General features: G+C 68.9%; 8 protein-coding genes. 3 read left to right on the top strand and 5 right to left on the bottom strand.

Annotated features, from left to right (window positions below; all coding sequences use genetic code 11):
* The first annotated feature begins 79 nt into the window (after positions 1–79).
* Positions 80–1,213 (top strand): glycosyltransferase family 4 protein, encoded by a 1,134-nt coding sequence (locus tag ACSQ25_RS16815; protein ID WP_436106817.1) that lies wholly within the window; start codon positions 80–82, stop codon positions 1,211–1,213.
* Positions 1,200–2,009, top strand: a complete 810-nt coding sequence (locus ACSQ25_RS16810) for a DUF2334 domain-containing protein (RefSeq protein ID WP_436106816.1) — start codon at positions 1,200–1,202, stop codon at positions 2,007–2,009. Before ACSQ25_RS16815 ends, ACSQ25_RS16810 begins: the two co-directional genes overlap by 14 nt.
* On the opposite strand, the gene ACSQ25_RS16805 is transcribed toward ACSQ25_RS16810, so the two are convergent.
* On the bottom strand, positions 1,988–2,272 hold the full coding sequence (locus tag ACSQ25_RS16805) for a hypothetical protein (protein ID WP_436106815.1): 285 nt from the start codon (positions 2,270–2,272) through the stop codon (positions 1,988–1,990). The genes ACSQ25_RS16810 and ACSQ25_RS16805 overlap by 22 nt on opposite strands.
* Before the next feature lie 180 nt (positions 2,273–2,452).
* Here ACSQ25_RS16805 and ACSQ25_RS16800 point away from each other — a divergent pair, with 180 nt between their 5' ends.
* Positions 2,453–4,888: a penicillin acylase family protein gene (locus ACSQ25_RS16800; protein ID WP_436106814.1), complete on the top strand. Its 2,436-nt coding sequence runs from the start codon at positions 2,453–2,455 to the stop codon at positions 4,886–4,888.
* Here ACSQ25_RS16800 and ACSQ25_RS16795 read toward each other — a convergent pair.
* The 4 genes from ACSQ25_RS16795 to ACSQ25_RS16780 form a co-directional block, all read right to left on the bottom strand.
* Positions 4,845–7,004 carry a putative bifunctional diguanylate cyclase/phosphodiesterase gene (locus ACSQ25_RS16795; RefSeq protein ID WP_436106813.1) on the bottom strand — a complete coding sequence of 720 codons (2,160 nt, stop codon included), beginning with the start codon at positions 7,002–7,004 and terminating at the stop codon, positions 4,845–4,847. The genes ACSQ25_RS16800 and ACSQ25_RS16795 overlap by 44 nt on opposite strands.
* Position 7,005: 1 nt before the next feature.
* Entirely contained in the window at positions 7,006–9,873 is a 2,868-nt protein-coding gene (locus tag ACSQ25_RS16790) for a response regulator (protein WP_436106812.1), read from the bottom strand.
* Between the two features lie 392 nt (positions 9,874–10,265).
* A complete protein-coding gene (locus tag ACSQ25_RS16785; RefSeq protein ID WP_436106811.1) occupies positions 10,266–10,472 on the bottom strand; it encodes a YbdD/YjiX family protein in 207 nt (68 codons plus the stop codon).
* Positions 10,472–12,538, bottom strand: a complete 2,067-nt coding sequence (locus ACSQ25_RS16780) for a carbon starvation CstA family protein (RefSeq protein ID WP_436106810.1) — start codon at positions 12,536–12,538, stop codon at positions 10,472–10,474. Before ACSQ25_RS16780 ends, ACSQ25_RS16785 begins: the two co-directional genes overlap by 1 nt.
* Between the last annotated feature and the right edge of the window lie 126 nt (positions 12,539–12,664).

The raw sequence follows: 12,664 nt of genomic DNA, 5'->3' as shown, positions 1-12,664 counted from the left end.
GACCCCCTGAGCCTTCCTGCGTGCGCGCAAACCTGGCCGATGGACCGCTGCTATCGTGGCACTTTCAGCGGATCCCTACATGCATCTTGTCGACATCACGATGTTCTACGCCGCCGAGGGTGGCGGCGTCAGCACCTACCTGAACGCCAAGTCACGCTGGCTTGCGCGCTATGGCTGGGCGCGGCACACCATCTTCAGTCCCAACGTCGGCGACGACGAGGCGCCCAGCCTGGTGCGGGTGCCGGCCTTGCCCTTTCCCGGTCTCCACGGCTACCGCATGCCGGTCTCGGTGGCGGCGGCAGCGCGGCGCCTGCGCGCGGCCGAACCCGACCTGATCGAGGCGGGCGACGCCGGCCATAGTGCCTGGGCGGCGCTGCGCCTGCGCCAGCAGCTCGGCATCCCGGCCATCGCCTTCTACCATTCCGACCTGCCGCGCCTGGTGCAGAACCGTTTCGGCGACACCATTTCCCATGGCAGCTGCAAATACCTGGCGCACCTGTACCGCGAGTTCGATACCGTGCTCGCGCCCAGCCGCCTGATGGTGCACCAGCTGGCCGACATGGGCGTCACGCACGCCCTGCACCAGCCGCTCGGCATCGACAGCGAGATCTTCCACCCGCGCCGCCGCCGCGACAGCCTGCGGGCCGAGCTCGGCCTGCCGGAAGACACCCGGCTGCTGGTCTATGCCGGCCGTTTCACCGCCGACAAGAAGCTGCCTTTCCTGATCGACGCCGTGCGCAAGCTCGGCAAGCCCTACCACCTGCTGCTGGTCGGGGGCGGGGCGCAGTTGCCGCAGCATGCGCAGCTGAGCTTCATGCCCTTCCAGCGCGACCAGCGCGCGCTGGCCGCTGTGCTGGCGAGCTGCGACGTGCTGGTGCATCCGGGCGACTGCGAAACCTTCGGCCTGATCGTGCTCGAGGCGATGGCCTGCGGCTTGCCGGTGGTGGGGACGGCCGGCGGCGGCGTGGCCGAGCTGGTGGACGAGCAGACCGGCATCCTGGCGCGCCCGAACGACGTCGACAGCCTGGCCGGCGCCATCGAGGCGATCTACGGCCGCGACCTGGCGCGCCTGAGCGCCAATGCGCGCCGCAAGGCGCACGAGCACTACGACTGGAGCCAGGTCTTTCCGCAGCTGATGCACCGCTACGGCAGCCTGCTCGCATCGCGCCAGGGAGCGCAGCGCGCGCTGGAGCGCCTCTGTGTGCCCGACTGAATCCCGGGACGCGCGGCCGGTGCTGTGCGTCTCGGTCCACGACGTCGCCCCGGCGACCTGGGACGAATGCGCGCGCCTGGCCCAGGCCATGCGCGCGGTGGCCGACCTGCCACTGAGCTGGCTCGTGGTGCCCCAGTACCACCGCGCCGGCGGCGATGCCGCCCGCATGGAAGCCGGGCTCGAACGGGCCCTGGCGCGCGGCGACGAACTGGTGCTGCACGGCTTTACCCACCTCGATACGGCGCCGCGCGGTCCCGGCTTGGGCGAGCGCTTCCTGCGCGGCAGCTACAGCATCGAAGGCGAGTTCGCGGCCCTGCCGGCCGAGGAGGCGGCGCGGCGCATCCAGCGCGGGCTCGACTGGTTCGCCGAGCGCGGCTGGCCGGTGCGCGGCTTCGTGCCGCCGGCATGGCTGATGGGGGAGGGGGCCTGGGAAGCCCTGCGCGGCTTCGACTTCGACTACACCACGACCTGGAAGCACTTTCACCTGCTACATGGTGCTGGCAGGGGCAGCGGCGGCGCCTTGCTGTCACCGTCGCTGGTCTATGCGGCGCGCAACCGCAGTGGACGGCTGGCATCGCCGCTGCTGGCGGACCTGCTCGCGCTGGCGCTGGCGCACCGTCCGCTCATCCGCCTGGGCCTGCATCCGCCGGACGTGCGTTATCCGCGCCTGCTGCGCCATGCGCAGGCCACGGTCGAACGCCTGCTCGCCACGCACACGGCCATGACCAAGGCCGCGTTCGCGCGGCGCCTGCTTGCCAGTAACTCAGCAGTCACTTACCAGTACGGTCCCCAGTAGCCGCCGCCGCGCCAGTGGCGCGCGCCGAAGCCGCCGTAGTACGAAGGACCGGTATGGCGCAGTTCCTCGCGCGTGCTGAGCTGCAGCACGCAGTGGCGCCACTGGTCGCTGTTCTCCGCGTAACCCAGCCGTGAGCAGGCCGGACCGTAGATGGTCATCAGCTCGGCCATTTCCGCCTGCATGCGCTCGGCGCGCTGCTGTGGCGTGCTGCAGGCCGCAAGCGTCAAGGTCATTGCCACTACCGCATACTTTGCCATTTGCATGATGAACTCCTTTGTCCGCCGTCCTGGCGGCCTGCTTCCAGTATAGAACTGCAGTTGGGGACGTGTCGTGCATAAATCAATCGTGCATGACCACGCTCCGGATCCGGAGACGACAAGGCCGGGTCGCCAGGACGCTCTCATTTCTGGCAAGATACGCGAAAAAAAGGGGGAGAAACCAAGATGCCGCAGCGCCGATGGAAGACCTGGACCCTGCGTGGGCTGGCCGGCTTGCTGGCGCTCGTCCTGCTGGCGCTGCTTGCCGCTTGGCTGGTCCTGCGCGCCAGCCTGGCCCAGCTCGATGGCGAGCGCAAGGTCCCCGGCCTGCAGGCCGCGGTGACGGTGGCGCGCGACGCCGGCGGCGTGCCCCTGATCAGCGGCGCCAGCCGCGCCGACCTCGCCTATGCCACCGGTTTCGTGCACGCCCAGGAACGCTTCTTCCAGATGGACCTGCTGCGCCGTACCGCGGCCGGCGAGCTGGCCGAACTGTTCGGCCCGCGCGCACTGCCGCTCGACCGCTCGCGCCGCCTGCACCGTTTCCGCGCCCGTGCCCGGCTGGCCCTGGAGCGCCTGCCCGCAGCCGAGCGTGCCCTGCTGGACCGCTATGTCGCCGGCGTCAACGACGGCTTGCGCGCGCTGCAAGCCAAACCCTTCGAATACCTGCTGACCGGCACCGAAGCGCGCCCCTGGAGCGCCGCCGATTCGCTGCTGGTGATCTGGGCGATGTACATCGACCTGCAGGGCAACCAGGTGCCGCGCGAACTGGCGCGCGGCTGGCTGCGGGCGCACAGCGACCTGGCGCAGCTGGCCTTCCTGCTGCCCGAGGCGAGCCGCTGGGACGCGACGCTCGATGCCGGTGCAGCAAGGGCAGCAGCCGATGCCCCGATCCCGCCCAAGGCGCCGGCCTGGTGGGGCGCGGCCGCCGGGAAGCCCATCGAACTGGCAGGCGCCGCCTTCGCCGATTCGGTCGGCAGCAACAACTACGCGGTGGCCGGCAGCCGCAGCGCCGGCGGCGCGGCCATCGTCTCGGACGACATGCACCTCGGCCTGCAACTGCCGAACATCTGGTATCGCCTGGCGCTGCGCTTCCCCGACCCCAGGGGCGGACAGCGCCGGCTGGCCGGCGTCAGCCTGCCCGGGGCGCCGCCGAGCATCATCGTCGGCAGCAACGGGCAGGTGGCCTGGGCCTTCACCAACAGCTATGCCGACCTGGTCGACCTGGTGGCGCTCGGCCTCGATCCTGCGCGTCCGGGACAGGTGCGCACCGCGGCCGGCTGGGAAACGCCGGCCAGTCACGTGGAGATGATCGCCGCGAAGGGCGCGCCGGCCGAGCGCTTCGTGGTGCGCGAAACCTCGCTGGGGCCGATCTACACGGCCGGCGGGCGCCAGTACGCCGTGCACTGGATCGCGCACGACCCGGCCGCCATCAACCTCAGGCACATGGAACTGGAGACGGCCGGGAGCGTCGACGAGGCCCTGGCGATTGCCGCGGTCGACGGCATCCCGGCGCAGAATTTCGTGGCGGGTGACGCGGCCGGCAACATCGGCTGGACCATCGCCGGCCTGCTGCCGCAGCGCGCCACGGCGCCGCTGGCGAGCAGCTTCCCGCTGGAAGAGGGCGTGCCGACCTGGAGCGCGCTGCTGGCGCCGCAGCGCTATCCGCGGGTGCTGAATCCGGCCGACGGCCAGCTCACGACCGCCAACAGCCGCCAGCTGATGGGCGAAGGCGCCGCCCTGATCGGCGACGGCGGCTTCGACATCGGCGCGCGTAACCGCCAGCTGGCCGAGGGCCTGCGCGCGCTCGGTTCGAGGCTGGACCTGCGCCAGGTCCACGCCGTGGCGCTCGACGACCGCGCCCTGTTCATCGCGCCCTGGCGCGAGCGCGCATTGCGCGCGCTCGATCCCCGGGCACTGGCGGGGCAGCCGCAGCGCGCCGAGTTCCGCCGCCTGCTCGAGACCAGCTGGAACGGCCGCGCCAGCGTCGATTCGGTCGGCTACCGGCTGGCACGCAACTACATGTGGGCCCTCAACGAGCTGCTGTTCGGGCGTGCCAACCAGGCCATCGACGCGCTCGAACCGAAGGCCACGCTGGCCACCGCCACCACCCGCTGGCCCGAGGTCGTGGCGCGCCTGCTCGACACCCGGCCCGCCGGCTGGCTGCCGCCCGGCCATGCCGACTGGCGCGCGCTCGAGCTGGCCGCCATCGACCGCGTGATCCAGGACTTGACGGAGGACGGGGAGCCGCTCGCGAATGCCACCTGGGGCCGGCGCAACCGCGCCGCGATCGCCCACCCCATCAGCATGGCGGTGCCGCTGCTGAAGCCGCTGCTGGGGGCGCCGGCCGACCAGCTGGCCGGCGATTCCAATATGCCGCGCGTGGCCGGGCCGAAGTTCGGGCAGTCGGAGCGCATGACGGTGGCGCCGGGGCGCGAGGAGGAAGGCCTGTACAACATGCCGGGCGGGCAGAGCGGGCATCCGCTGTCGCCGTACTTCCTGTCGGGGCACGCGGAGTGGGTGGCGGCGAAGCCGGTGCCGCTGCTGCCGGGGGCGGCGCAGCATACGCTGCGTTTCCTGCCTACTTCTCCGGCAGCAGCAAGGGCGCCTGCAGCATCCCGGTAATCGCCTCGGCACTCGACGGGTGCCCCAGGTAGTAGCCCTGCACCATGTCGCAGCCATACTGCTCGAGCAGCAGCAGCTGTTCGCCGGTCTCGACGCCCTCGGCCACCACCACCATCTTCAGGCCGTGCGCCATCGCGATGATGGCGCGCGTGATGGCCGCGTTTTCCGAGTCCTGGGGCAGGCCGTTGATGAAGCTGCGGTCGATCTTCAGCGCGCGCACGTCGAAGCGTTTTAAATAGTTCATCGACGAATAGCCGGTCCCGAAGTCGTCGATCGACAGGTAGACACCGATTCCACGCAGCCGTTCCAGCGTGATCAGGGTGGCGCGCGCATCGTCCATCAGCGTGCCTTCGGTCAGCTCCAGTTCCAGCAGGCGCGGTTCCAGGCCGGCATCCAGCAGGGCCGAGTGCACCATCTGCGACAGGTTCTCGTCCTTGAACTGCTTGGCCGACAGGTTGACCGCCATGCGCAGCGTGCGCTGGGCGTGGCGTTGCCAGGATCTGGCCTGGCGGCAGGCGGTGCGCAGCACCCATTCGCCGATCGGCACGATCAGGCCGGTCTCCTCGGCCAGCGGGATGAATTCGGTCGGCGGCACCAGCCCGCGTTCCGGGTGGCGCCAGCGCACCAGCGCCTCGACGCCGACGATTTCGGCGCTGCGCACGTCGCGCTGCGGCTGGTAGACCAGATACAGCTCGTCGTTCTGCAGCGCCTTGCGCAGTCCGACCTCGAGCTTCACGTGGCTCATGATCTGCATCGTCAGCGAGGAGCTGTACAGCTTCGCATTGTTCTTGCCGCAGTTCTTGGCGTGGTACATCGCGGTGTCGGCGAACTTGAGCAGCGAGCCGCAATCGTCGCCGTCTTCCGGGAACAGGGAGATGCCGATGCTGGCGGTGACGAAGATCTCGTTGCCCTCGATGAGGAAGGGCCGCCGCATCGCCTCCTTGACGCGGTGCGCCACATTGAGCGCATGCTCGACCCGTTCGAGGTCGGGAATCAGGATGGTGAACTCGTCGCCGCCCAGGCGCGCCAAGTTGGTCGCGTGCTCCGGCTTGGCGGCTGAACCATCGCCGCGTGACACCAGGTCGCTCGGGCGGGTGGTCTCGCGCAGGCGCTCGGACACCATCTTGAGCAGCGCGTCGCCGGCGTTGTGGCCGAGCGTGTCGTTGATGCGCTTGAAGGCGTCGAGGTCCATGAACAGCACCGCGAACTTCTTGTTGCCGATCTTGGAGCGCTGCAGCTCGCGCTCCAGCGTCTCCAGGAAGGCCTGGCGGTTTGGGATGCCGGTCAGGCTGTCGCAGTAGGCGAGGCGCCGGATCTGCTCTTCGGCGCGCTTGCGTTCGCTGATGTCGCGCACCAGGCCGAGCACCTGCGCGTCTCCCGTGGCGACCAGCCGCGCCTCGAAATGCTGCACTTCGCCGCAGTGTTCGAGTTCGTATTCGACCGAGCGCACCTGCTGGGTGGCGAGCACGGTGCGCATCTGTTCCAGCATGCGCCCGGCGATCTCGGGCGGCAGCACGTCGGTGATGTGCTTGCCGACGCAGGCTTGCGCATGCGGCTGCGGCTGGGACATGGCGCGCGCGCGGCCCGGACGCTCGTGGCCCGGCTCGTAGTCGAGGTAGAAGCCGTCGCGGTCGAGCCGGAAGAAGGTGTCCGGAATGGCGGCCAGCACCGCGCGGTTCTGGGCATCGGCGATGCGCAGGCGCGCGATGGCATCGCTGGCGCGCAGCACGTAGAGCACGCGGTGGCCAAGGATCGGCCAGTTGATCGGCTTGGACACGAAGTCGGTGGCGCCGGCCTCGTAGGCCCGCGTGACCGCTTCCAGGTCGTCGCCGCCCGTCACCATCACGATCGGCACGGTGCCGCCGTCGAAGGCGTTGACGAAGCCCGCGCGGCGGATCGCCTCGCAGGCCGCGAAGCCGTCCATGCACGGCATCTCGACGTCCATCAGGATCAGGTCGGGCGAGCGGCTGTGCGCCAGTTCGACAGCAAGCGCGCCGTCGGCCGCCTCGATCGCGTCCAGCCCGACCTGGGCCAGCATCTCGAGCATCAGCATGCGCATCACCGGGTCGTCGTCGGCGACCAGGACCGTTCCGCGCTTTGGGGGAGAAGAAGGCATCTCAGGTTTCCTTTTCAAGCATGGCGTGGAGCGAATGGCGCACGGTCTGGAATTCGTGTTCCATGTCGGCGAGGATGCGGTCGGCGCCGATGACCGTGTCGGCGCGTCCGAGCTGTTCGAGTTCCTTGCACAGCGTCGCCAGGCGCGCGGCGCCGACGTTGGCGCTGGCCGACTTCAGGCTGTGGGCGACGCGGCGCACGCTGCCCGCATCCATGCCATCGACCGCCTCGCGCAAGGTCGCTAGGTGGCGCGGCGTGTCGCCCACATAGGCGGCAATGACCTTCTGCACCAGCGCATCGCCGCCGTCGCGGCTGAGCGCACGGATGTTGTCGAGCGCCACCCGGTTGACGGCTTCGCGCTGGATCACCTCGACCGTCTCGGGCGGCAGGCGCGGCGGCGCATCGAGGTGGTGGCTGGTGGCCGCCAGCGGCACCGCGACCCAGCGGCCGATCACGGCGGCCAGCTGCTGCTGGGTGAAGGGCTTGGACAGGTAGTCGTCCATGCCGGCGGCCAGGCAGGCTTCGCGGTCGCCCTGCAGGGCGTTGGCGGTGATCGCAATGACCGGCAGGGTGCGCGCGCGGCCGGCTTCGCGTTCGTGGCGCCGGATCGCGGCGGTGGCCGCGAAGCCATCCATGACCGGCATCTGGCAGTCCATCAGCACGGCGTCGAAGCCACCGGCGCGCACTGCCTGCAGCGCCTCCTGGCCGTTGCGCGCGCAATGCGCCTCGATGCCCAGGCTTTCCAGCATCGCCTTCGCGACTTCGACGTTGACCGGATTGTCCTCGGCCAGCAGCACGCGGCGCGCCCGGGCGCGCGCGGCCGGGCGCGCCTCGGCGGCGGCGGGCCTGGCGGGGACACGGGCCTGGAGCGCTGCCGGCGCGGCGCTGGCAGCCGGTGCATGCAGGCGCGCCGCGCAGGCGGCCAGGCAGGCGTACAGGTCGGCCGCGCGGGCCGGCTTGACCAGCTGGTAGGCGACGCCGGCGGCGCGGCGCTGGATCGGATCGGCCGCCAGGCGTTCCGGACTGACCAGCACCAGGTGGGTGGCGCGGGCCCCGGCATCGGCCTTGATCGAGGCCGCCAGCGCCAGGCCGCTGGTGTGGGTCAGCTCCATGTCGAGGACCGCCGCATCGTAGGGACGGCCGGCGCGGGCCGCGCTCAGCAGGCGTTCATAGCCCGCCGCCGCGCTGGCCGCGCTGTCGCAGCTGGCGCACCAGGCCCGCAGCTGCTGGGCCAGGTCTTCGCGGCTTTCCTCCTGCTCGTCCACCACCAGCACGCGCAGGCCTTCCAGCGGGTGCTGGCGGCGGCCGGGCGCATCCGGCGCATCGGGATCCACGCGGCGCTTGTCGAAGCTGACCGTGAACCAGAAGATCGAACCGCGCGTGGGCGCGTTGTCCACGCCGATGGCGCCGCCCATCAGCTCCACCAGCTGCTTCGAGATCGCCAGGCCCAGGCCAGTGCCGCCGTAGCGGCGCGTGGTGGAATCGTCGGCCTGCGAGAAGGCCTCGAACAGGCGCGCCCGCGCTTCGCGCGAGATGCCGATGCCGGTGTCATGCACCTCGAAGCGCAGCATGACGGACTGGGTATCCTCGCCGGCCACCCGCACCCGGGCCAGGATGCGGCCTTCCTCGGTGAACTTGATGGCGTTGCCGAGCAGGTTGGCCATGATCTGGCGCAGCCGGTTCGGATCGCCGCAGATCGCCACCGGGATGTCGTTGGCGATGTCGAAGTCGAAGCCGATTCCCTTGCCGGCCGCCTGCGGCGTGTACACGTTGTGGATGTCGTCCAGCAGGTCCCACAGGTTGAAGTTGATGTACTCGATGGTCAGCTTGCCGGCCTCGATCTTGGAGAAGTCGAGGATGTCGTTGATGATCACCAGGAGGTGCTCGCCCGAGCGCTTGACCAGGGTGGTGTAGTTGCGCTGGCTATCGGAGAGACCCGTCGCGAGAAGCATTTCGGTCATCCCGAGCACGCCGTTCATCGGGGTGCGGATCTCGTGGCTCATGGTGGCAAGGAAGGCGCTTTTCGCGCGGCTGGCCGCTTCGGCGGCGTTCTTGGCCTTTTCCAGCTGCTCGGTGCGCACGCCGACCTGGCGTTCCAGCTCGTCGCGGTGGTGCAGCAGGGCCGCGCCGCGGTCCTCGATCTGGGCCATCATGGTGTTGAAGCTGTCGATCAGCTGGCCCAGTTCGTCGGTACGCCGGTGGGCGATGCGCAGGCTGTAGTTCTGGCTGACGGAGACCTTTTGCGCGGCCTGGATCAACTTGGTCACCGGTTCGGCGATGCTGCGCTTGAAGCGGCTGGCCATGGCCACCGACACGATCAGCGAGGCGCACATCGCCAGGCCCATCACGGCCAGCCCGGCGAGGATGTCGATCCAGGTCGCGACCAGGTCGGTCTCGATCATCACCACGCCGACCTGCAGCTCGCCCGCCAGCACCGGCTGGTACAGGCGCATGCGGCGCGACAGCAGGTCCCGGCCGGCGGCGTTGGCGGATGCCAGGCTGTCGGCGTCGACGCCGTCCAGCGCGGCGGGCGGGACCAGGTCTTCGGTGGCGCTGTCGCTGACGGTCACGTACTGGGCGAAGGGCTTGCCGTTGCGGTCGTACAGGACGGCGGACGAGATGTCGCTCTCGGATGCCAGCGCCCCCAGGGCATTGCGGGCGCGCGCACCGTCCCGCAGCAGCAGGTAGTCGGCGCTGCTGGCCGCGATCACCTGGGCGAAGGTCGACAGCTGCATCGCCTCGTCCTTCCGGTGATTCGCCACCGAGGTCACCGCGAAGGCCGCGAACACGAATATGAGGGCGGTCGCGGTCGAGAGCAGCGAGATAATGGTCAGCTTCTGGTTCAGGCTGGAGCGCTCGAAGTTCGGCATTCTGATCCCGCAGGCACGGCGGAACGGCCCCACGCCGGACGACGCAGGGCTTCCTTTGCGGAATGCAAATTCCCGCAAGAAAAAAATATACGTTCAAGGGGGAGGGGGAGCGTTGACGGATGTCAACGTGTGCGGGAAGGGCGTTCGGAGAGTGAGCAGAGGTAGCGCTGACCTCATTGTTAGCTGCCAAACCGTCGTCCCGGCGAAGGCCGGGACCCAAGTTCGTCGTATCACGTTGGCGGGTGCACGCAAGCGCTTGCGGTCCGCGCCGGAAATTGGATCCCGGCCTACGCCGGGATGACGGATCATGCTTTAGTGGTCGAAGCGAATCAGGGCGGTGTGTGCATAAAAAAGAAGGGGCGCCGCAGCGCCCCTCTTTCATTCAACAGGCTTCAACAACAAGTCGCCCGTTTCCCCCCATACCTTGCCTCCTGCCGTTCGCGGAAGAATTCCTCGTAAGTCATCGGCGCCTGGTCCGGGTGGGTACGCTCCATGTGCGCCAGGTAGGTGTCGTACTCGGGCAGGCCGACCATCAGGCGCATGCTCTGCCCGAGGTACTTGCCTGCTTCCTTGCCTGCCTCCAGCAGCGCGCCGAACATCACTGCACCTGCGGGGTTGGCATGGCGACGTACGGTGTCTCCTTGGCGGTCGGCTTGTTGCTGGCACGCGCCGCCAGCACGGTGCGCACACCGTACACCAGCACCGCCAACACCACGAACATGAAGAAGCCCGCCAGCGTCGCATTGATGTAGTCGTTGAAGATGATGCGCTCCATCTGCTCGATCGTCTTGGCCGGCGCCAGCACCGTGCCGGCGTCGTGCGCGGCCTGGAACTTGTTGGCGTGGGCGATGAAGCCGACCTTCGGATCGGCCGCGAAGATCTTCTGCCAGCCGGCGGTCAGGGTGCAGGCCAGCAGCCACAGGGTCGGCACCACCGTGATCCAGGCGTACTGCGCGCGCTTCATCTTGTACAGCACACAGGTGCCCAGCATCAGCGCGATCCCGGCCAGCATCTGGTTGGCGATGCCGAACAGCGGCCACAGGGTGTTGATGCCGCCCAGCGGATCGACCACGCCCTGGTACAGGAAGTAGCCCCAGGCGGCCACGCACAGGCCGGTGGCCAGCAGGTTGGCCGGCAGCGACTCGGTGCGCTTCAGCGACGGGGCGAAGGCGCCCAGCAGGTCCTGCAGCATGAAGCGGCCGGCGCGGGTGCCCGCATCCACCGCGGTCAGGATGAACAGGGCCTCGAACAGGATCGCGAAGTGGTACCAGAAGGCCATCATGGCCGGGCCGCCGACCACGTTCGACAGGATGTGGGCCATGCCCACGGCCAGGGTCGGGGCGCCGCCGGCGCGCGAGATGATGGTGTTCTCGCCGACGTCGCGCGCCATTTGCTCGAGCGACTCGGGAGTGATCACGAAGCCCATCTGCGACACCGCCGCCGCGGCCGACTGCGCGGTGGTGCCCAGCACCGCGGCCGGGCTGTTCATCGCGAAGTAGACGCCCGGGTCGATGGTGGACGCCGCCACCAGCGCCATGATGGCGACGAAGGATTCCATCAGCATGCCGCCGTAGCCGATGAAGCGGGCGTGGGTCTCGTTCTCGATCATCTTGGGCGTGGTGCCCGAGGAGATCAGCGCGTGGAAGCCCGACACCGCGCCGCAGGCGATGGTGATGAACAGGAAGGGGAACAGGTTGCCCGACCATACCGGGCCGGAACCGTCGATGAACTTGGTGGTGGCCGGCATGCGCAGGTCCGGAGCGACGATCACGATGCCGATCGCCAGCGCCACGATGGTGCCGATCTTCAGGAAGGTGGACAGGTAGTCGCGCGGCGCCAGCAGCAGCCAGACCGGGATGACCGAGGCGACGAAGCCGTAGCCGATCAGCATCCAGGTCAGCTGGGTGCCGGTGAAATCGAACATCACGGACAGGGTCGGCGAGTCGTGCACCCACTGGCCGCCGATGATGGCCAGCATCAGCAGCACGAAGCCGATGATCGAGACCTCGCCGATGCGGCCGACGCGCACGTAGCGCGAGTACAGGCCCATGAAGAGCGCGATCGGGATGGTGGCCATGACGGTGAAGCTGCCCCACGGCGAGTGGGTCAGCGCCTTGACCACGATCAGCGCCAGCACGGCCAGGATGATCACCATGATCATGAAGGTGCCGAGCAGGGCGATCAGGCCGGGGATGTCACCCATTTCGGACTTGATCAGGTCACCCAGCGAGCGGCCGTCGCGGCGGGTGGACATGAACAGCACGATGAAGTCCTGGACGGCGCCGGCGAAGACGACGCCGGCCAGGATCCACATCATGCCCGGCAAATAGCCCATCTGGGCCGCCAGCACCGGGCCGACCAGGGGGCCGGCGCCGGCGATCGCGGCGAAGTGGTGGCCGTACAGCACGTACTTGTTGGTCGGGACGTAGTCCAGGCCGTCGTTGTACTTGTAGGCGGGGGTCTGGCGCTTCGGGTCCAGGCCCAGCGCCTTGTAGGCGATGAACCGGCTGTAGAAGCGGTAGGCGATCAGGTAGACGCAGACTGCTGCTGCGACGATCCAGATGGCGTTGATGGTTTCGCCTTGCTTGACCGCGATGTACCCGAGCGAAAATGCGCCCAGGACCGACAATGCGATCCAGCCGAGCGCGCTCGACATGCTTTTCATGGTGCTCCTCCGAGGATGGATTGAAACTTTTTTTAACCGGGCGCGACGGATCGGCCGGCGGATTTTTGGACAGCGTACCGGCAAGTATGTTGCACCATTATCAGCGCCACAAGCGCACCATTACGC

Origin of the sequence: Massilia sp. LjRoot122 (assembly GCF_964252725.1) — a bacterium.
Taxonomy (GTDB): domain Bacteria; phylum Pseudomonadota; class Gammaproteobacteria; order Burkholderiales; family Burkholderiaceae_D; genus Telluria.
Note: the sequence above shows the minus strand (reverse complement) of the source record. Positions and strands in the feature narration are given on the sequence as shown.

Excerpts from the sequence above, each read along its gene's own strand:
- ACSQ25_RS16815 (WP_436106817.1), top strand. The coding sequence starts at position 80 with ATGCATCTTGTCGACATCACGATGTTCTACGCCGCCGAGGGTGGCGGC.
- ACSQ25_RS16805 (WP_436106815.1), bottom strand. The coding sequence starts at position 2,272 with ATGCAAATGGCAAAGTATGCGGTAGTGGCAATGACCTTGACGCTTGCG.
- ACSQ25_RS16800 (WP_436106814.1), top strand. The coding sequence starts at position 2,453 with ATGCCGCAGCGCCGATGGAAGACCTGGACCCTGCGTGGGCTGGCCGGC.
- ACSQ25_RS16795 (WP_436106813.1), bottom strand. The coding sequence starts at position 7,004 with ATGCCTTCTTCTCCCCCAAAGCGCGGAACGGTCCTGGTCGCCGACGAC.
- ACSQ25_RS16790 (WP_436106812.1), bottom strand. The coding sequence starts at position 9,873 with ATGCCGAACTTCGAGCGCTCCAGCCTGAACCAGAAGCTGACCATTATC.
- ACSQ25_RS16785 (WP_436106811.1), bottom strand. The coding sequence starts at position 10,472 with ATGTTCGGCGCGCTGCTGGAGGCAGGCAAGGAAGCAGGCAAGTACCTC.
- ACSQ25_RS16780 (WP_436106810.1), bottom strand. The coding sequence starts at position 12,538 with ATGAAAAGCATGTCGAGCGCGCTCGGCTGGATCGCATTGTCGGTCCTG.